Raw genomic sequence first — 20,202 nt, forward strand, 5'->3', positions numbered from 1 at the left:
CTCCTTATAATACGCGTGCCAGAAAGCGACGGGTGCGTTCATGACGTGGATGGTTTAGCACCTGGGCACTGCTGCCCTGCTCGACAATTTTCCCGTCCACCATAAACACCACGTTGTCGGCAACTTCACGGGCAAAGCCAACCTCGTGCGTCACGATAACCAGGGTGGTGCCGGAGCGGGCCAGTTTTTTAATCACATCCAGCACCTCGCCTACCAGTTCAGGATCCAGCGCGGAAGTCGGCTCATCAAACAACATGACACGGGGTTGCAGCATCAGGGCCCTGGCAATCGCAATGCGTTGTTGCTGACCGCCCGACAGATGACGCGGCCAGGCATCCGCTTTATGGCGCAGGCCGACCGTCTCCAGTAGCTCGCCAGCCCGGATGATCGCCTCACGTTTTGAGAGCTGCCGGTGCGCTATCGGCGCTTCGATTAAATTTTCCAGCACCGTGAGATGAGGAAACAAATTGAAGTTCTGAAAAACATAGCCAACGTTGACGCGCTGGCGCAGTATCGCTCGCGCCTTCAGTTCATAGAGTGTATTTCCCCGACGCTGATAACCGATGTACTCACCGTCGATCTGAATAAAGCCTTCGTCCACGCGTTCCAGATGGTTGATGGTGCGCAGCAGGGTAGACTTTCCTGAACCGGATGGCCCCAGAATCACCGTCACAGAACCGGGTTCAAGTTCCAGCGAGACGTCGTCCAGCGCCTTGAGCTTGCCGAAACGTTTGCTGACCCCGGTAATGCTGATGGCCCCGGTACGATGCGCTACGCGGTAATCAATGGCTTCGGACATGGCTGATCTCCTCAACAGGATTGAGCGGTGTGACGCGGCTGCGCCATTGTCGCCAGCGCGACGGTTGGGGTTCACGGCTGACGCTACGCGCCAGCCAGCGTTCGACGCTGTGCTGAATCAGTGACAGAACGGTGGTGATAATCAGATACCAGGCCGCACCGACCATGAGTAAGGGGATCACCTCCTGGTTGCGGTTGTAGATCATCTGAATGGTGTAAAACAGTTCCGGCATCGCCAGCACATAGACCATTGCCGTGCCCTTCGCGAGGCTGATAATTTCGTTAAAGGCTGTGGGAATAATGGCGCGTAGGGCCTGGGGCAGAATAATGCGGAAGGTGCGCCGCGTGGCAGACAGCCCGAGTGCGGAAGCCGCTTCCACCTGACCGTGATCAACGCCCAGAAAACCACCCCGGATGATCTCTGCACTGTAGGCCGCCTGGACCAGGGTCAGGCCAATGACGGCCGCCGGAAACTGCCCCAGCACGTTAATCGTCTGAAAATGGCCCCAGGACAGCGTGGTAAAAGGTACGCCAATGGACAGCGTGTCGTAGAGATAAGAGAAGTTATAGAGAATGATCAGCACCACGATAAGCGGCAGCGATCGAAACAGCCAGATGTATCCCCACGCCAGGCTGCTTAGCAGCCAGGACGACGACAGCCGCGCCAGCGCCAGTAGCCCGCCTAAAAGCAGGCTGAATACCGTGCCCAACAGCGTTAGCAGCAGCGTTTGCCCCAGACCATGCAGAATGACGGGATCAAAGAACCAGCGGGCAAACACGCCCCATTCCCAGCGTGGATTAAACGCGACCGACTGCACCACGCCTGCCAGGATAAACAGCGCGACCACCGCGCCCAGCGTGCGGGCAGGATAACGGGCAGGCACGACATGTAAATGTTGATGAGGGTTCATACTGACTCCTTAACTTGCCTGCGCAACGCTGTGCACGCCGATCACTTTGATAAACCGTAAGCGGCCATCGTGCGGTGGCTGCCCGTAACGCTCCAGATCGCCACTCAGATCGAACTGCGGCTCATAGCCGTGGCCGGTATATAAGCGAACGGCCTCGGGCTGCCGGAAACCGGTAGTCAGAAACAGCCGTTGATAACCGGCGCGCAGGGCCCGTCGCTCCAGCTCTTTCAGCACCACCAGGGCTAACCCCTGTCGCCGGAGATCGCCACGCGTCCAGATTCGCTTCAGCTCTGCCGTCTGCGCGTCGTAAGGTTTGTACGCCCCCATCGCGATAATCTCCTTGTCGCGCTCCAGCACGATGAATAAGCCGTGCGGTGGCAGATACCATTCGGTTTTTTCCTGCTCCTTGTGGCGGCTGAAGTAATCGCCATAGCGGGCCGCATATTCACCAAATAAGCCGGTGAGAATGGGCACTAACTCTGGTGCATCAGGTGACAGTTCACGGAATTGCTGTTGACTCATCGTGTGCTCCTCAGTCACCCAGACCGGGTGGATTAATTTCGGAATGGTCAATGCGTTCAACGCCTTCGCCCCAGCGATCGAGTACCTTCTGGTAAGCGCCATTTTGAATGACGCCGTTCAGCGCCGTACTGACAGGTTGCGCTAAGCCGCTGCCTTTCTTCACCGTCACGGCGATATGCGCCGCCTTGGGCCAGCCGCCATCCACACTGCCGACCAGACGAGTCTTACCGTTGAGCGCGGCTTTCCAGGCGCCAATCACGTTAGGGCCAAAATAGGCATCTGCACGTCCGGCCTGCAGCGCCAGCGTCTGTGCCGCATCGTCTTTGGTATAAATGGGTGTAAACGGTTTAAGCCCTTTGGCCTGATTTTGTTTGTCCCAGGCCAGTAAAATGGCCTCCTGATTGGTCCCGGAACCGACAATGATGCGCAGCCCGGCGATATCGTCGGCTTGAGTGAGTGATTTAATCGGGCTGCTGGTTTTTACGTAGAACCCCAGCGAATCTTTGCGGTAGGTAGCAAAATCAAATTTCGCTTTGCGCGCCTTCGTCACGGTGATGTTGGTAATGGCGGCATCATATTTTCCGGACGCCACGCCCAGCGGCCAGTCCTCCCACGAGGTGGGCACCACGTTGAGCTTTAACCCCAGGCTGTCTGCGACCAGTCGCGCGATATCGACTTCGCTCCCCAACAGCGTGGTATTGTCGTCCGAGAAAACGGTGAGCGGCGGCGAGTTCAGGGCCGCCACCGCCACCGTGAACGAACCGGGCACAGCAAAGTGATAACCGGCGGGCAACTGTGCGATGGCCTGCGCATTCTTTACGGTATGGACAGGCGTTTTATTGGCTTCAAGACTGACGCGCTGCCCATTTACCGCGACGCTGGTGCTTTCCGCATGGCTGGTAGCGCTGGCCGTCAGCAGCATCAGCGCCATCAGGATTTTTTTCTGCATAGCAAAGGTCCTTATTGCAAAGTGAACTGATTGACCGGCTTGGGCAAGGCGAAGCTGTCACGCAGTGTGCGCCCCGGATACTCACGTCTTGTCAGGCCACGCGCCTGCAAAACAGGCACCACTTCATCAACAAAGCGCTCAAACGTATCCGGCGTACCGCCATTGATGATAAAACCGTCTGCAGCCTCGCTCTCAAACCATGCCTGCAGGCCGTCGGCAACCTGCGCTGGCGTGCCATGAAACAGCGGCCGTGGCGTGGCGGCTTCCAGTGCCGCCTGGCGCAGTGAATGTCCCTGTTCACGGGCTTTGCGTTTAATTTCGTCGGTGGTGCTGCGGAAACTGTTCTGGCCGATGTCGCCAACGTCGGGGAACGGCGCATCGAGTGGATACCGGGAGAAGTCATGGTGATCGAAGAAGCGGCCGAGATAATTCAGCGCATCATCAATCGAGACCAGCGCAGCGGTAGTTTGATACTGCTGCTCCACATCCTCTGCATCGCGACCCACAATGACGCTGACGCCCTGAAAGATATGCAAATCGTCCGGTTGCCGTCCGTTTTTCACCAGCTGCTGCTTCACATCCCGGTAAAAGGCCTGGGCTTCTTCCCGCGTCGGCTGGTGCGTAAAGATGGCATCGGCATGTCGCGCCGCCAGCTTTTTACCGTCGTCAGACGCGCCGGCCTGGAAAATGACAGGCCGTCCCTGCGGCGTGCGTGAAATATTGAGCGGCCCCTGTACCTGAAAGAAATCGCCGTGATGATGCAGTGTGTGTAGTTTGGCGGGATCGAAGAACTGGCCACTCTCTTTGTTGCGAACGAAGGCATCCTCTTCCCATGAATCCCACAGCCCTTTCACTACCTGAAGGTATTCGTCGGCAATGCGGTAACGCAAAGCGTGTTCCGGGTGCTGCTGGCGGGAAAAGTTTTTTGCCGACCCTTCGAGTGGCGAGGTGACGACGTTCCAGCCCGCGCGGCCACCGCTCAGATGATCCAGGCTGGCGAACTGGCGCGCCACGGTAAAAGGTTCGCTATAGGAAGTGGAGACCGTGCCCACCAGCCCTAAATGTTCCGTAACGCCGGCCAGCGCCGAGAGCAGCGTTAAAGGTTCAAAACGGTTCAGGAAGTGAGGAATCGATTTTTCATTGATAAACAGACCATCGGCGACAAACAGAAAGTCCAGTTTGCCCTGCTCGGCTTTACGCGCGATTTTTTTGGCATAGTCGGAGCTGATGCTGGCATCCGCCTGAGCGGCCGGGTGGCGCCAGGCGGACATGTTACCCGAGGCACCGTGCAACAGGGTACCCAGTCGAAGCTGTCTTGTGCTCATGATTACTCTCTTTTTTCTGCGTCACAGTGCCAGGCGGTTGTCCGCGACAAGCCGCACAGGTCGTCAGGAAGTGGAACCTAATTCAGGGCGGGTTCACGACATCGGTCATGAAGATGGCGCAGGGCCTGCTGCGCGAGTTGAGCAAAGTAGTGGGCAGCGGGCGCGATCGACGCTTCATCGGGTGTAAAACCGGCATGGTGCAGACCAAAGTCGCTGCCGCTGCCAATGCTGACGAAGGCACCGGGCACCTGCTGCAGGTAGAAGGCAAAGTCTTCTCCCCCCAGATGCAGGTCAGCCGTCTGTACCCGATAGCCGACATCGTGCGCTACTTCGCTGGTAAACTGCGCCCACTGCGCATCATTGATCAGCACGGGCGGTCCGGCGTGCCAGCTCAGACTGGCCTGCGCGCCGCTGGCCCGGGCGATGTGCTCCACCAGCATGCGCACACGGTCTTCCAGTTCGGCACGGCGTTGCAGGTCGTGGGTGCGGGCAGTGCCGCCAAATTCCACAGAACCCGGCAATACATTCCAGGTTTTGCCGCCATCAATGCGGGTCACGCTGAGCACCAGGCTGTCGAGCGTATTGAAGCTGCGACTGGTCAGCGTCTGAAGAGCCTGAATAATCTGGCTGGCCACCACAATGGCATCCACGCCCTGCTCAGGATGCGCCGCATGCGCGCCTTTGCCGGTAACCTGAATGACGAACTTGTCTGCATTGGCATAAAACGCACCGCTGCGCGTGGCAAAGGTGCCGCTCGGCAGGCCCGGCTCGTTATGCATGCCAAAAATTGCCTGAACGCCCTCCAGCACGCCGGCCTCAATAAACTGTCTGGCACCGCGTGCGATCTCTTCGGCGGGCTGAAATAAAATACGTACCCGTCCTGGTAGTTGATGCGCCCTTGTCTGCAGCTCAAGGGCAGCGCCCAGCATGACGGCAGTATGGAGATCGTGACCGCAGGCATGCATGACGCCGGGCTGACGGGAATGAAAACTGACGCCGCTGGCTTCATGGATTGGCAACGCGTCAATATCGGCACGCAGTGCGATCAGATTTTCACCCTGGCCGATTTCCGCCACCACGCCGGTTGCCAGTGGGTAATCCAGTAAGCGAACCCCGGCGGCCTGGAGCCACTGGCGAAGGCGCGCGGTGGTGGCAAATTCCTGACCGGAAAATTCGGGCCAGGTATGCAGTTCACGTCGCCATTCAATTAGCTGTGCTTCGTTCAGACTCATCATGACCTCGGCGATTCAGGCAGCGACCCATTGATGGGTTGCCAGTAATTCCAGAGACCGGTATCGGGCGCGCGCATCGGCAACCGGCGTGTCGATAACGAATTCATCAATGCTGAAGTTCTGATGCAGCGCGTCAAGCTGCGCGTGAACCTGTGAGGCCGTGCCTTTCAGCAGCGAGGGCGTGCGCGGCTCAATCAGGTAGTCCGTGAATCCACCCTGACGGACATAACGTTCGGCCTGTTCCAGACTGGCAACATTGACGCCCGGCCCGTCTTTAACCTGGACATGGAACTGTTTGAGCCCCGCGACCAGCAGATCGGCCTGGGCGGGAGAATCCGCCACCACAACCTGTACCGCCACCAGTGCCCGCTTGCCGCGGGTCAGATGTGAATAGGTCTTCAGTGCATGCTCAAGTAACGGGCGATCGCCATTGATGTGAGCGGCAAAGACAAACTGCCAGCCCAGCTCTGCCGCCAGCTGTGCGCTCTGTTCACTGCCACCCAACAAAAAACGCTGCGCCGGGCGCGCCGGTATCGGCGTGGCGCGTAACGTTTCGTCCTTATTCTCTTGCGCCGCGCCGGGTGCCAGCCAGTGTGCTAACTGGCGCAGCTGTTCCGCAAAGCTGCCTTTTTCATCCTGATGCACACCGCGCTGCAGCGCCCGGGTGGAAAGCGGCAGGCCGCCCGGTGCTTTACCAATACCCAGATCGATACGTCCGGGGGCCAGCGAGGCCAGTAGATTGAAATTTTCTGCCACTTTGTAAGGGCTGTAGTGCTGCAGCATCACGCCACCCGATCCCAGCCGGATGCGCGTCGTTTGTGCCGCAATCCAGGCGATTAACACTTCGGGTGACGGACTCGCCAGCTGTTCAATGTTGTGATGCTCAGCCAGCCAGAAGCGGTGATAGCCCCATTTCTCGGCCTGTTGCGCCAGCCGCAGCGTACGTTGCAGGGCCGCGCCGGGCGATTCCCCTTCCGCCACGGGCGCTTTATCTAACAGACTTAACTGATATGCCATTCACCTGCCCTCGCTTATTTCCTTTGAAAGCTAGTGTGGCGAGAACGTTATATTTCGTAAAACAACAATTATGAGAATATGAAGTTAAAAAACGGCAATAGAATTTAAAAGAATAAAAAAAGCAGAGAATAACGTTATTTCCGCCTCCCTGTTTAGACGACCTGTGGAAATAAAACCGGCAACATATCTCAGGCATTTGCGTATTTTCACTAAGCTTTGCGCTATTCCTTATTTTATCTGTCAGACAGAACGTTTCATGATGAAACCATTGTAAAAACACCGCGTTTCAAGAGGAAGATAAGGATGAATAACATCATTGGCCTGATACGGGAAAACGTTCTGAAACCGGGTGGTTTTTCAAAAAAAAGACTGTCGGCTATCCCGCCTGCCCTGCCAGACCGCGCATCTAATCAGACGTATTCTGACAGCGGTTCATGCCTGAATAATATTCCTGCGCCTGAGACGCGTGAAAAGAACAACGTGCAGCAAGCCTTTATCCAAACGCCATTATCGCGGAACGACAGTGCCCTCACGGTATTACCGGATTATCGCTGGCAGCCCAATCATATTTAAAGACAACGCGGCCCCTTTTGCTGACCGGGTCTCAGTCTGTGTTATCAGGAGAATCATGACTTCTTTAACGGAAAAACTGGTGCAGTGGCGGCGTGAACTGCATCAGCATCCCGAGCTCTCTCATCAGGAGTTTGCGACCACGGAACGTCTTACCCGTTGGTTACAGCAGGCGGATATTCGTCTGTTGCCCCTGCCGTTAACGACAGGTGTGGTGGTGGAGATTGGTCAGGGCGAGCCGCTGATTGCTTTTCGCGCCGACATTGACGCCCTTCCCATTGACGAGGCGGTGAACGTGCCCTGGAAATCTCAGCGGCCCGGCGTCATGCACGCCTGCGGACATGATATTCATACGTCAGTCATGCTTGGCGTTGCGCATCAGCTGAAACAGCAGGAAGCCGCCCTGCCTGGCCGGGTACGCATTCTTTTTCAACCCGCAGAAGAAACGTTCGACGGCGCCAGACAGCTGATTGATGCCGGTGCACTGACGGGCGTACAGGCTATTTTTGGTCTGCATAACGCGCCGGATTTGCCGCTGGGTACGCTGCGCACCCGCCCCGGCGCGTTTTACGCCAATGTTGACCGCTTCACCATTCGGGTGCTGGGTAAAGGTGCGCATGCCGCCCGACCGCAGGAAGGCATTGATGCCATCGTGATCGCCAGTCATATCGTTTCGGCACTGCAAACGCTACCGGCTCGCGTCTTTAGCGCGCTGGACACGGTGGTATTAAGCGTCACCCGCTTTACCGCCGGCAATACCTGGAATGTGCTGCCAGAGCAGGTGGAACTGGAAGGTACGGTACGTACGCACAATGCGACCATACGTGAGCACATGCCTGAACGCATGACCGCGCTGATTCAGGGCATCGCGTCGGGCTTTGGCGCGCGCGCTGAACTGGCTTGGATAACGGGACCGCCTGCGCTGCTGAATACCCCGGAATGGGCCGACTTTGCCCTGCAACAGGCTGCCCAGAGCGGTTATCGCGCCGAACGGGCTGAAATACCGCTGATGGGAGGTGAGGATTTTGCCTTTTACCTGCAGCAGGTGCCGGGGGCATTTGTCAGCATTGGCAGTGCCAGTGAATCGGGGCTTCATCATCCGGCCTTTAATCCTGACGAAGCGCTGATGGGACCGGCTGTCGACTATTTTAGTCAGTTGGCTCCGCACGCCCTACGCCGGATTGCGGCGCGCAAGGAGGCATTGGCGCAACTGTTATAGAAAAACGGGCGTAATCTGTGTCTGAACAAGTTGACTGTTATCTGTTCTAATCGCTATCAGTTGAAAGTGAGGGGAACGATGGACGCCATTAAACAGATCTTAATCGACGAAATTAATACGCTAAACCGTGAAGGACGCCGCGATAATTTGCCGCGTTTCAGCTTCTCGTTTTTAAAAACCCATCCCGGACTGTGGGCAGTGATGTACCTGTGCTATGGCCTGTGCGTCGCGCTGATTTTTTCCACGGATATGCTGGGCTGGCCCGCGTTCTGGTTTGCGACGGCATTTGTGCTGGTGATGAGCTTTCTGATGTTGCTGGACATCAATCCTAAATACCGTTTTGAGGATATTGATGCTCTGGATCTGCGGGTTTGCTACAACGGCGAATGGTATTACGTGGAGCCCGTCCCTGAACAGGCGGTCTCCCGCATCCTGTCACTGCCGGATGCGCCAGAGCGTGTGAAAAGCGGCATTACCCGTTTGCTGAAGCAGAAAGGTGAAGTGGACTTTTACGATGTGTATTACCTGACCTGGGGACATCGTCAGGCCGCTCAGGTTTAATCCTGCGCCATCTCTGCCATTAACCTGCCCAGCGTGACCACCGCCGCCTCGGCCCGCGTATCCCACGGCCAGGCGGTGTTAAGCCGAAAACAGTGACTGAACTGTTCGCCTGCGGCAAACATCTGTCCCGGTGCAATACTGATCCCTTCTGCCAGCGCACGCTGATACAGCTGTGTGGTATTAATACTGTCTGGCAACGTCACCCATAAAAAATAGCCCCCCGCCGCGTCACTGACCGTTGACTGCGCAGGCAGCACCTTTATCAGTGCCTGGCGCGCCAGTTGCTGACGCTTAGCCAGACTTTGCCGCAGCCGTTTCAGGTGATTATCGTAACGTCGGGTCGCCAGGAAATCGGCTAACGCTAACTGCATCGGCGCGCTGGTCGAGAGTGTGCTCATCAGTTGCAGGCGCTGAATTCGCTGCGCATGCCGCCCGGCCGCGACCCAACCGACACGGAACCCCGCCACCAGCGATTTCGAAAAGGAACCGCAGTGCAGCACATTCCCCTGGCTGTCCCAGGCTTTAGCGGGCAACGGCGATGTGCTGTTGTCGTCCCATAGCTCTGCGTAGACATCATCTTCAATCAATGGCACCTGATAGCGTTCCAGCAGGGCAACCAGTTGCGCTTTACGCGCCGGCGTTAAGGTCACGCCGAGGGGATTTTGCAGCGTGGTCATTAACCAACAGGCTTTAACCGGCCAGCGCTGAAGCGCGTCTTCAAGCTGTTGCAGGTCGATGCCGTGCTGGGTATCGCTCGGGATCGCCAGCGCCTTGAGCTTAAGGCGCTCAATGGCCTGCAGGGCACCATAAAAACTGGGCTGTTCGATCACCACATAGTCACCCGGTTCGGTGAGCGATTGCAGGCTGAGGTTCAGGGCTTCCAGTGCGCCGCTGGTTATCACGATTTCGTCGGGCGACAAGGTGATGCCCTGGCGGGCATAGCGCTGAGCCAGGAGCTGGCGCAATGTCGCGTTGCCCGGCGGCAGGTTATGCAGCGCATCCGTGGGCGTGAGCTGATGCGAGACATTTGCCAGCGAACGCATCAGCGGACGTTGCGGGAACAGCGCCGGATCGGGAAAAGCTGAGCCAAACGGCACAATGGCGGGATCGCGCGAGGCCTGTAACACATCGAACACGAAGTCATTAATATCGACCCGTTCGCTGATGGCAACGCTGAGCGGCGCGGCGGCAAGGGCACGGGGCGCGACGTAATAGCCTGACTGCGGACGCGAAACGATCCAGCCCTGACTTTCCAGCAGTTCGTAGGCGTGCAGCACCGTCATCAGGCTCAGCCCCTGACGCGCGACCTGCTGGCGCAGCGACGGGAGCCGGGTACCCGGCGGCCAGATACCGGCTTCTATTTGCTGCTGAATGTCATCCATTAATCGCTGATATTTCGCCACGGCCTGTCGCTCCTGATGCAGAGGCGCCACTTTAGCATGTTGATCAGCGCTAACAAAAATCCCTGGCGGGCCTTACACTTCCAGTGCGGCAGGCTCAGTAGCGTGCGGGCCGACAAACTCCTTCAGCTCATCGATCCGATCGGGTGGCAGCGGTTTGCCAAGCAAATAGCCCTGCAGCGTATTACAGCCAAGCTGGGTCAGAAACGCTTGCTGTTCCGACGTTTCCACGCCCTCTGCCACGACCTTTAACTGCAATGACTGCGCCAGCGCCACAATGGCCGACACAATGGTGGCATCTTCAGAATGATGCTCCAGTTCGTTGACGAAGGCGCGGTCAATTTTCAGCTCACTTGCAGGCAGGCGTTTAAGATACAACAGGCTGGAATAGCCGGTACCAAAATCATCAATCGAGGCTTTCACGCCCAACTGCGTCAGTTCAGTCAGAATCCGCACGCTTTCATCGGGATTACGCATGGCGGTGGTTTCGGTCACCTCCAGCGTCAACAGCTCCGCCGGAATCTGGTGTGTCGCCAGTGCCAGCTTGACGGTGTCGATCAGATTGCTTTGCTCAAACTGCAGCGCCGACAGGTTGACCGCGACTGACCACGTCTGATGGCCCTGCAGGTGCCACTGATGCAGCTGGCGACAGGCTTCGTTAATGACCCATCCCCCAATATTCACAATCATGCCAGTTTTTTCCGCTATCGGCAGAAAGCGATCCGGCGACAGCAGGCCATGCTGGGGATGCTGCCAGCGCAGCAACGCTTCGAAGCCCAGAATCGGGCCGTGCGGTGCGCAGTACTTGGGTTGATAAAACAGGCGCAGTTCATCATTGTCCAGCGCATGCCAGAGGTCGTTGTTCAACTGTAACTGGCTCTGTGCCAGCAGATTCATAGAAGGCTGGAAAAAGGTGTAACCGTTTCGGCCATTGTTTTTGGTGTGGTACATCGCGGCATCGGCATTAAACATCAGCTCGCGCTCATCCTCGCCATCACCGGGATAGACAACAATGCCAATGCTCAGTGACACCACCAGATCGTAACGCGAAATGGGGAACGGGCGGTCAACGGCCTTAACCAGCTGATCGGCGACCGCCGCCGCATCATTCGGCTCGGTAATTTCAATCAGCAGTACAAACTCGTCGCCGCCCAGACGTGCCAGCGTGTAGTAGCCTTTCATCTGGTCACTCATTCTTTTGGTGACGCTGATCAACAGGCTGTCACCGATGTGGTGACCAAAGGCATCGTTTACGGCCTTGAAGCCATCAAGGTCCATAAACATCAGCGCAAACTGCGTGCTTTCACGATTCGCTTTATTGATGGCCTGCTCAAGGCGATCTTCGAGCAGAATACGGTTTGGCAACCGGGTCAGGTTGTCGTGCAGCGCCAGTTGTGCCAGCTCACGGTTGGCTTCAGCCAGCGAGCTGGCCAGGATCGAGGTGCGCGCCTGCATACGGGCATCCAGCATGGAAACCAGCAGCGTAATCCCCAGTATGGCGAGGGTTACTACCGTGACGACAATCGCCAGCCAGTTGCTGTTGACGCCGGATGACATCGTGTGGCTCCCCATCGGGAACTCCGCCGCCATCATGCCGGTATAGTGCATGCCGGCAATCGCGGCCCCCATTACGATAGAGGCACACAGCCGCAAGGCGGCAATTCGCCCCTGTGGGCCTTCGCGCAGTTTAAAAGCCAGCCACAGTGCGGCCACCGAGGCCACAAGGGCAACAATGACTGAAGCCGCGACCCAGCCCCAGTTCCAGCGAATACCCGGTGAAAGCATCAGCGCGGCCATGCCGGTGTAGTGCATCGCGACAATGCCGCAGCCCAGGACAATCGCGCCGCCCAGCAAGCGGAACAGCGGCAGGTTGCCCTGGCAAACCAGCCACAAGGCGAAGATAGATGCGCACACCGCAATGCCGGCGGACAGCGCCGTCAGCGAGGCGTCGTAACTCATCATCATGTTCAGGTCCATGGACAGCATGCCAATGAAGTGCATGGCCCAAATCCCTATCCCCATGGCAAAGCCACCGCCAAAGAGCCACGCCAGGGCCACTTTACCGGTTGAGGTCGCAACCCGTCCCGCCATATCCAGCGCGGTGAATGAAGCCAGCATCGCCACTAAGACCGAAATGACGACAATGAATGAGTTGTATGAGGCCACTAACATAGTGATTTCCGAATAGCGCCGAACACGCCGCTGTTAAAGAGATGATGAAAAGGAATTTTCGCCTTGTTACCCTTTTATCGGCGCGGGAAACGACTAAATTAGGCTTTTTTAATAGCGCTTTCCGATACCTGCAAGCGTCCGGCTCAATCAATTCTTTTAGCTGGCATATGAGCCGCCGTTTTGCTGCCTGACCACAACGTTATGCCTGCACTGACGACCTTTACCGCACGGGCAGACAGCAGCTATTCAAAGATAGCGCATCTGCCGCTTTTCAGCCTCACATCCCGCATGCGCTTCTTTCTCATACCAAACTGACGGAGACATAACAGCGACACCACAGACAGGCAAAACAGTTCTGCGGCTCTGCGTCTTCAGCCCGTGATCGCCTGTCGATTCGCCGTTGCGACAGGCAATGTAACAAAATAATAAAAAATTTATCGATGAGTTTCGCCACTTTGCCTGCGCTGATGTATAGTAAAAAAAACTAATATAAATCAGCACCCCTTTTTTCTGGGGCGCTGGAGAGAGTGACGGCAGGTTGCTGTTATCTGGCGATTTAATGTTATTTTTTCGAGGTTTTTGCATTATACCATCAGGTGAAAAAGCACTGACCCTAAATAATCAGTAAGGAATGGTTATGAAATTCAAGCTTTTTCTGTTAGCTGCCGGTGTTGCTACCACCCTGCCGTCCGCGACGTTTGCTGCCACTACCACGGGTGCAATTAACGCTACGCTAACATTAACCACGGGATGTCTGGTGAACGGCCAGTCGGCCACCTCTGGCGTCAACTTCGGTTCGTTGAACTTCGGTAGCAGCGCAGCCACCTTTGGTACGTTGAACGCTACGCTGGTCGGCGCGGCAGGTAACGGCATCTATGTGCGCTGTACGACCGGCCAAACGTTTAACGTTCAGGTGACCAGCAGTAACGCAGCACCGGGAACCGTCTACGGTACCGTTTCTTCTGCGCCACGCTACCTGGTGCTGGGCGCCGATAATACTCAAGGCATCGCTTATACCCTCTACAGCGATGCGTCCTTCACGACCGCCATCGCCAACAACACGAATATTGCGCCCAGCGGGACGACCGATCCGACCCTCGGCACCAATTACGCGATCTATGGACGTGTGGTAGGCGGCGGATTTAATCCGGTGATCCCGGCCGGGACTTATACCGACACGATTAACGTTGCCGTGAACTATTAAGTGCCTGTGTTGGCGTAGATGCAGATGACGGTAAGACGGTCACCTGTTTCGTTCACCGCTGGCGGGTTGCTGCTGATCGTGTGTATGAATGGGTGGAGCATTACGACCAGCTCCACAACATTCCAGGTTTCAGCGTCAATCGTGGCAGGTTGCGTGATCTCCGGCACCAATACGGGGATCTTCGGCACGCTCAATTTTGGCACCCAGTCGGGGCTGGCCAGTAGCAGCGTCAGCGCCAGCTATGTACAAAGTTCCACGATTAACCTGGCCTGCACGCCGGGTACGACGCTGAGTATGACCATCAACGGCGGCAGCAATTACACCACGGCCCGTAACCTGAAGCTGGCGAACAATACCAACACGATTCCTTATTACCTCTACAGCAATGCTGCACACACCACGCCGATTCCGGTGAACACAGCCGTGCCATTGAGTTACAGCAACGCGAACAACATTACGTTACCTATTTACGGCTTGCTGCAATTACCCGGTCCGACAAGCGCCGGGGTTTATTCTGACACCCTCAGCGTCACGCTGACCTGGTGATGAAAAAGGAGCTTTACCATGCCATCCCTGCGTGCCCTGTTTTTTCTGTTCGCTTTTCTGGTGTTGCCTCAGGCTCAGGGTGCAAATTCCGTAATGATTTGGCCCATCGATCCGGCCATCGATCCGGAAGATAAGGCCAGTGAACTGTGGCTGGAAAACCGAGGCAATACTACCACGCTGATGCAGGTGCGCATTTTTGCCTGGCAGCAAACGAACAACCAGGAGCAGTATCAGACCCAGCAGCAGATTGTTGCCAGTCCCCCGTTAGTGCGCATTGAACCGGGGCAAAAGCAACTGGTCCGTCTGATTAAACAGATCCCGCCTGCCGCAGGACAGGAGATGGCCTATCGCGTTGTGCTGGATGAAATCCCCACGCCACGTGCCGTTGGCGATAATCAGGCCGGGCTCAATTTTCAGATGCGCTATTCGGTGCCGCTCTTTGTCTATGGCAACGGTCTGGTGCGCGACAATGCAAAACCCGCCCTGAGCTGGCGTCAGGTGAACGCGGGCGGTAAGCGCTACCTGGAACTGACGAATCGCGGTAACGGCCATGCCCGACTCAGCAATGTCACCATTGGCGGCCAGCGGCTCGGCAACGGCCTCTATGGTTATGTGCTGGCGAACAGCACACAGCGCTTTCCGCTCAGGTCCGCCGTCAGCGGTGAACTGCGCGCAGAGACCAACACCGGACAGTGGCGCAGCGCCGCAGCGCAGTAAATCGCAATGAAGCCGTATTCCCCGCATCCCGTTGCGCTCGCCATTGCGAGTCTGTGTTGTCTGGTGCCCACGTTTGTGTGGGCAGAAACGTTTACGTCGCTTCCCCCGCCGCCGCCCGTTGACAACGGGGCCACGGGCCAGCGCTATATGCTGGAGTTGGTGGTGAATCAGCTGTCACGTGGCGATATTGTGCCCGTGGAGCAACAAAACGGCCACTTCCTGGTGCGGGCAGGCGACTTACAACGCGCGGGAATCCCGGCGGAGAAGATTCAGGGGCAACAGCAGGTCGATGTGAATCAGCTCGCCGGGGTCAACGTGGAGTACGACGATCGCCGTCAGCGCCTGTTGCTGACCGTGCCGCCCGGCTGGCTGCCTGAACAGACCATTGGTGAGGAAAGGAACGGGTCGCGCTTCCCCGGACGTGTGAGTACCGGGGCGCTGTTCAATTACGATCTCTATGCCACGCGCACCGATGTGGCAGGCACGCGTCTGGCCGCCTTTAATGAGCTGCGCGTGTTTGGTCCCGCCGGGCACTTCTCCAGCAATGGCGTTTTACAGCAGCAGCTGGAAGGACAGAATCGCTACCAGAATGACGGCTACATTCGCTACGACACCTGGTGGAGCAATGAAGATGAAAACGCCATCCTGAGCTGGCGGGTGGGGGATCTGACTACCGATGCGCTGTCATGGAGCAGCAGCGTGCGGCTCGGCGGCATCCAGATTGCCCGCGACTTTAGCGTGCGGCCGGATCTGATCACCTATCCCTTGCCTGCCTTTTTTGGCCAGGCGGCGGTGCCGTCAACGGTGGATCTGTTTGTCAATGGCTACCGCTCTACTCAGGCGAATGTCCAGCCTGGCCCCTGGTCGCTCACTAACGTGCCTTTCGTTAACGGTGCCGGTGACGCCGTGATTACAACAACGGATGCGGTGGGTCGTCAGGTCGTCACGACGCTGCCGTTCTATGTGTCCAGTAACTTGCTCAAGCCAGGCCTGTCTGACTACGCCTTTTCAGCCGGTGCGCTTCGGCAAAATTACGGCATCAAAAACGCCGATTACGGTGCGGCCGCGATGAGCGGCTCGTGGCGCTATGGCCTGACAGACTGGCTCACACTGGAAACCCATGGTGAAGGGAGCCGCGATTTGGCTATGGGCGGCGCAGGTGCCCTGTTTAAAGTCGGCAGTTGGGGCGTGATCAACGGAGCCGCCGCACAGAGCCACCTGGACAGCGAGTCGGGCAATCAGTACAGCTGGGGTTATCAATACAACACCAGCCGTTTCAGCCTGGGCACTCAGCATACGGTGCGCAGCGCGGGCTTTGGCAACCTGGCGTTGGTGAGTAGCCAGAGCAATGCCCTCTATGCAGATAACCGCTACAGCCTGGCACGGCGCACGGCGCAGTACACCGCCAGCGTGTCGCTCAATCGCTATGGCAGTCTGGGCGCGGCCTGGATCGACATTGCCAGCGGCGATAACCAGCGTACCCGCCTGTGGAACCTCTCCTGGAGTAAAAATTTGTGGGGCAATGCCAGCCTGTATGTCTCCGCCAGCCGCGACAGAGAGCAGGGAGAATGGAGCGGCGCAGTCTCGCTGGTGATTCCGTTTGGTGAAAACAGTAATGCTTCCCTGAGCGTCGAACGCGATCAACAGGGTCAACAAAGCCAGCGGGCGTATTTATCCCGCGCCATGCCCAGCGATGGCGGATTCGCCTGGGATGCCTCCTGGGCGAACCAGGGCGGCAACAGTGGCGACTATCGCCAGGGCAGTCTGCGTTACCGCAATAACAAGATCGATACCTCTGCCGGCTTCTACGGCGATGACGACAACCTCACCCAGTGGGCCGATGTGTCCGGCTCGGTGGTGTTAATGGACAGCCAGGTGTTTGCCGCTAACACCATTAACGATGCGTTTGTGGTGGTGAAAACCCATTACCCTGACGTGAATGTGCGCTATGAAAATCAGTCGATGGGACGCACTGACCGCCAGGGCTATCTGCTGGTGCCGTCGATCAGCAGCTACTATCCCGCTAAATACGACATCGATACGCTCGATCTGCCCGCCGATATGACGGTGCCCAACGTCGAGCAGCGCTTTGCCGTTAAACGGCAAAGTGGGTTTTTGCTGAACTTCCCGGTCGAGCGGTTGCGCGCCGCCAGCGTGATACTGCATGACGGTCAGGATAAGCCGCTGCCCGTGTCCAGCCAGGTGATTCGGCCGGGACGGGCTACGGGCTATGTGGGTTGGGACGGTATTGTCTGGATGGAAGAACTGGGTGCCACCAATCCCATCCGCGTGATCGCCCCTGATGGTCGCGCCTGCGAAACGATCCTGACGTTGCCTGGCGGTCAGCCGCAGGCACTCAAAACGTATGGCCCGCTTACCTGCCCGTTGCCGCCGCTCCCCAGAGGCGCATCCGTGCCTAATCCCGATAACGCCACTGCCGGAATCACCCCATGAAAACGCTAATGTTGCTGCTTTGCCTGCTGCTGTTACCCTCGCTGAGTTACGCCGCCTGTGCCCTGCCCGCCTCCAGCGCCAGCTTTGGCAGTGTGACCACCTTTGTGGCTAACACCACGGTCAGTAGCACCTCGACCAATGCTGACGTCAACTGCGGGGCCGGCAGCGCGCTGTCGCTGCTGAGCAATAACCAGATCACCTTTCAGCTGACCAGCGCCAGCAACGCCAATGGGACGCGCGGCATCCTCAAACGGAGCGGCGATACCGGCAGCGACAACATTCCGGTGCGGTTATGTACCGACAGCGCCTGTGCCAGTGAGCTCACCATTGGCGGACCTGCGTTTGTCTACAACTCCGCCACCTTAATCAACCTGGCGGGATTGCTGGGTAGTCTCAACTTTGCCATTCCGGTCTATTTGCGCACCCTCACCGGGCAAACCGTGGCCGCCGGGACCTACACGGTGACGCTGAATATGACGGTCACCTACAACATCTGTACCAGCGTTTCGGCTGTTGGCCTGTGTCTCACACCGCAAACCGGCAGCGGCGTCATTCCCATTACTGTTACCGTGGTGCTCAGCAACGACTGTACCGCCATCACCGCGCCCAATATCAGCTTTGGCAGCGCACCGCTGGTCGCCAGTTTTGGCAGCGTGTCACAAACCATCAATGTCCTGTGCAGTAAAGGCAGCACCTATACAGTGGGGTTAAGCAACGGCAATAACGCGGTAAGCAGCGTACGTAATATGGCGAGTGGGACGAACCAACTGAGTTACGAGATTTATAAAGGAACGACCAGTAATCGCTGGGGACCGAGTGGCACGGAACGGGTAAGCAGCACGGCGGCGGATACCGTCAGTACCGATGGGCTGACGCGCAGCTACAACTACACTGCGCGTGTCCTCACCACCCAAAATACGCCGCCTGCAGGGAATTATACCGACAGCGTCGTGGTGGATATCGCGTTTTAGAGCGGCGCGCTGACGGGGGTTCCGCTATGCCGGGCGCGATACTGTTTCACCATGCGGCCAATCAGTAATGTCCCGATTAATCCACAAATGGCCGCAAAGGTCAGCCACGCGCCGGGCATCGCCTTATCGCCGCTGGCGTGGATCAGATAGCTGGAAACGGCGGGCGTGAAGCCACCGAACAGCGCCGTGGCCAGGCTGTAAGCCAGCGAGAAACCGGCGGCACGCACCTCGGCGGGCATAATTTCTGCCAGATAAACCACCATCGCGCCGTTGTAGCTGGCGTAGAGGAAGGAGAGCCAGAGCTCCGCCGCCAGCAGGTGGCCGAAGCTCGGCGCGCCAACCATCCAGTGCAGCACAGGCCAGGCGGTGGCAATCATCAATACCGTAAACGTCAGCAGCAGCGGACGACGACCTACGCGGTCAGACAGCGCGCCCATCACCGGGAGCCAGAACAGGTTGGAAATCCCCACAAACAGCGTCACCATAAAGGCCTGTTTGTCACTCATCATTAATACGGTCTTGCCGAAGGTTGGCGTGAACGCGGTGATCATGTAAAACATCACCGTGGTGGTCACCACCATCAGCATACCGGCCAGCACCAGTGCCCAGTTGCTGGCGACGGAACGCATAATGTCGGTCATTGATGGATGGTGTTTACGCTGACTAAAGGCTTCGGTCTCTTCCAGCATGCGACGAATATAGAACAGGAAAGGGACGATCAGGCAGCCCACGACAAACGGAATACGCCAGCCCCATTCGGTCACCTCATCATGTGAGAGCAGATGATTCAGCCCCAGCCCCAGCAGAGCCGCGAAGATCACCGCGATTTGCTGGCTACCGGACTGCCAGCTGACAAAGAACCCTTTACGCCCTTTCGGTGCCACTTCGGCCAGATAAACCGAAACGCCGCCCAGTTCTACCCCGGCAGAAAAACCCTGCAATAAGCGACCAAGTAAAATGAGTATCGGTGCGGCAGCACCCAGGGTGGCATAACCCGGTACCAGTGCGATAGTCAGCGTGCCTAACGCCATCAGCCCAAGCGTTAACAGCAGTCCTTTACGACGGCCATGATGGTCAATGTACGCTCCCAGAATAATCGCCCCCAGAGGACGCATCAGAAAGCCGGCACCGAAGGTCATCAGTGTCAGCATTAACGAGGAGAAGGGATCGTCTCCGGGGAAAAAGGTTTTGGAAATGGCCGTGGCGTAGTAGCCAAACACCATAAAATCGTACATTTCAAGGAAGTTACCGCTGGTAACATTGAAAATGGTTCTGGCCGCACCTTTTGGCGGCTTTTGTAAAGTTTCACTTTGGCTCATAACTGCTTCCTTGGTTTTTTATCCCTTTTAGCCTGCCAGAGGTGAGATTAATGTGACCTCCATCACCATTGCACTTTACAAACTCTCTGGTTTAAGTAACAAGAAATTAACAGAAGGGTTACAGCAGCATAACTGCCTGCTCGGCGCAGGATTTGCCAGACAAGATGTGGCAAAAAGTCAGGCATAAAAAAAGCGCGTCGGGCTGAACGCGCTGTCTTACAAAACAAGGGATAAACGGATGAAGGAGAAACAGGCGAAACGCACTCACTGCAAGGCTGTGCAGGACGGGTTTAGCCTGCGCACATCAACGACGCG

20 protein-coding genes are annotated in these 20,202 nt (G+C 57.1%); 9 read left to right on the forward strand and 11 right to left on the reverse strand.

The features are described 5' to 3' along the window. Window positions 1-4: 4 nt before the first annotated feature. From G5574_RS10070 to G5574_RS10100, 7 genes are all read right to left on the reverse strand, one after another. Window positions 5-799: an amino acid ABC transporter ATP-binding protein gene (locus G5574_RS10070; protein ID WP_033739758.1), complete on the reverse strand. Its 795-nt coding sequence runs from the start codon at window positions 797-799 to the stop codon at window positions 5-7. Beyond that, window positions 783-1,709 (reverse strand): amino acid ABC transporter permease, encoded by a 927-nt coding sequence (locus tag G5574_RS10075; protein WP_033739759.1) that lies wholly within the window; start codon window positions 1,707-1,709, stop codon window positions 783-785. The genes G5574_RS10070 and G5574_RS10075 overlap by 17 nt, the downstream gene beginning before the upstream one ends. Before the next feature lie 9 nt (window positions 1,710-1,718). Then, window positions 1,719-2,231: a GNAT family N-acetyltransferase gene (locus G5574_RS10080; RefSeq protein ID WP_164482569.1), complete on the reverse strand. Its 513-nt coding sequence runs from the start codon at window positions 2,229-2,231 to the stop codon at window positions 1,719-1,721. 10 nt (window positions 2,232-2,241) lie between these two features. Further along, window positions 2,242-3,180 (reverse strand): ABC transporter substrate-binding protein, encoded by a 939-nt coding sequence (locus G5574_RS10085; RefSeq protein ID WP_039342211.1) that lies wholly within the window; start codon window positions 3,178-3,180, stop codon window positions 2,242-2,244. A gap of 11 nt (window positions 3,181-3,191) precedes the next feature. Further along, complete coding sequence (locus G5574_RS10090; RefSeq protein WP_164482570.1) at window positions 3,192-4,505, reverse strand: LLM class flavin-dependent oxidoreductase; 1,314 nt, start codon at window positions 4,503-4,505, stop codon at window positions 3,192-3,194. A gap of 77 nt (window positions 4,506-4,582) precedes the next feature. Continuing rightward, the gene (locus tag G5574_RS10095) at window positions 4,583-5,737 is read right to left on the reverse strand and encodes an amidohydrolase (protein ID WP_174250617.1); all 1,155 of its coding nucleotides are present in this window, start codon (window positions 5,735-5,737) and stop codon (window positions 4,583-4,585) included. A gap of 15 nt (window positions 5,738-5,752) precedes the next feature. After that, window positions 5,753-6,754 carry an LLM class flavin-dependent oxidoreductase gene (locus G5574_RS10100; protein WP_164482572.1) on the reverse strand — a complete coding sequence of 334 codons (1,002 nt, stop codon included), beginning with the start codon at window positions 6,752-6,754 and terminating at the stop codon, window positions 5,753-5,755. A gap of 303 nt (window positions 6,755-7,057) precedes the next feature. Here G5574_RS10100 and G5574_RS10105 point away from each other — a divergent pair, with 303 nt between their 5' ends. From G5574_RS10105 to G5574_RS10115, 3 genes are all read left to right on the forward strand, one after another. Then, window positions 7,058-7,327, forward strand: coding sequence for a hypothetical protein (locus G5574_RS10105; protein ID WP_039342199.1), 270 nt, complete (start codon window positions 7,058-7,060; stop codon window positions 7,325-7,327). A gap of 55 nt (window positions 7,328-7,382) precedes the next feature. Then, window positions 7,383-8,543: an amidohydrolase gene (locus tag G5574_RS10110; protein WP_164482573.1), complete on the forward strand. Its 1,161-nt coding sequence runs from the start codon at window positions 7,383-7,385 to the stop codon at window positions 8,541-8,543. Window positions 8,544-8,621: 78 nt separating this feature from the next. After that, window positions 8,622-9,104, forward strand: coding sequence for a YlaC family protein (locus tag G5574_RS10115; RefSeq protein ID WP_006118156.1), 483 nt, complete (start codon window positions 8,622-8,624; stop codon window positions 9,102-9,104). On the opposite strand, the gene G5574_RS10120 is transcribed toward G5574_RS10115, so the two are convergent. The 3 genes from G5574_RS10120 to G5574_RS10130 form a co-directional block, all read right to left on the reverse strand. After that, entirely contained in the window at window positions 9,101-10,507 is a 1,407-nt protein-coding gene (locus G5574_RS10120; RefSeq protein WP_110268435.1) for an aminotransferase-like domain-containing protein, read from the reverse strand. The genes G5574_RS10115 and G5574_RS10120 overlap by 4 nt on opposite strands. A gap of 72 nt (window positions 10,508-10,579) precedes the next feature. Next, window positions 10,580-12,676 carry a putative bifunctional diguanylate cyclase/phosphodiesterase gene (locus G5574_RS10125; protein WP_006118157.1) on the reverse strand — a complete coding sequence of 699 codons (2,097 nt, stop codon included), beginning with the start codon at window positions 12,674-12,676 and terminating at the stop codon, window positions 10,580-10,582. Window positions 12,677-12,922: 246 nt separating this feature from the next. Beyond that, a complete protein-coding gene (locus G5574_RS10130; RefSeq protein WP_044241456.1) occupies window positions 12,923-13,261 on the reverse strand; it encodes a hypothetical protein in 339 nt (112 codons plus the stop codon). Window positions 13,262-13,313: 52 nt separating this feature from the next. Here G5574_RS10130 and G5574_RS10135 point away from each other — a divergent pair, with 52 nt between their 5' ends. From G5574_RS10135 to G5574_RS10155, 5 genes are read left to right on the forward strand one after another with little or no spacing between them, the layout of a single operon-like run. Beyond that, window positions 13,314-13,880, forward strand: coding sequence for a spore coat protein U domain-containing protein (locus tag G5574_RS10135; protein WP_006118158.1), 567 nt, complete (start codon window positions 13,314-13,316; stop codon window positions 13,878-13,880). Between the two features lie 24 nt (window positions 13,881-13,904). Further along, a complete protein-coding gene (locus G5574_RS10140) occupies window positions 13,905-14,426 on the forward strand; it encodes a Csu type fimbrial protein (protein WP_006118159.1) in 522 nt (173 codons plus the stop codon). 18 nt (window positions 14,427-14,444) lie between these two features. Then, window positions 14,445-15,143, forward strand: a complete 699-nt coding sequence (locus G5574_RS10145) for a fimbrial biogenesis chaperone (protein WP_006118160.1) — start codon at window positions 14,445-14,447, stop codon at window positions 15,141-15,143. Window positions 15,144-15,149: 6 nt separating this feature from the next. Continuing rightward, on the forward strand, window positions 15,150-17,597 hold the full coding sequence (locus G5574_RS10150) for a fimbria/pilus outer membrane usher protein (RefSeq protein WP_039342188.1): 2,448 nt from the start codon (window positions 15,150-15,152) through the stop codon (window positions 17,595-17,597). After that, window positions 17,594-18,568: a Csu type fimbrial protein gene (locus G5574_RS10155; protein WP_033739775.1), complete on the forward strand. Its 975-nt coding sequence runs from the start codon at window positions 17,594-17,596 to the stop codon at window positions 18,566-18,568. Before G5574_RS10150 ends, G5574_RS10155 begins: the two co-directional genes overlap by 4 nt. Here the strand turns inward: G5574_RS10155 and tcuC are convergent. Next, a complete protein-coding gene (gene tcuC, locus G5574_RS10160; RefSeq protein ID WP_006118162.1) occupies window positions 18,565-19,887 on the reverse strand; it encodes an MFS transporter in 1,323 nt (440 codons plus the stop codon). The genes G5574_RS10155 and tcuC overlap by 4 nt on opposite strands. Window positions 19,888-19,939: 52 nt before the next feature. Here tcuC and G5574_RS23880 point away from each other — a divergent pair, with 52 nt between their 5' ends. Continuing rightward, a complete protein-coding gene (locus G5574_RS23880; RefSeq protein ID WP_280530487.1) occupies window positions 19,940-20,074 on the forward strand; it encodes a hypothetical protein in 135 nt (44 codons plus the stop codon). The last annotated feature ends 128 nt before the right edge of the window (window positions 20,075-20,202 follow it).

It is taken from the genome of Pantoea stewartii (genome assembly GCF_011044475.1).
Classification (GTDB): domain Bacteria; phylum Pseudomonadota; class Gammaproteobacteria; order Enterobacterales; family Enterobacteriaceae; genus Pantoea; species Pantoea stewartii.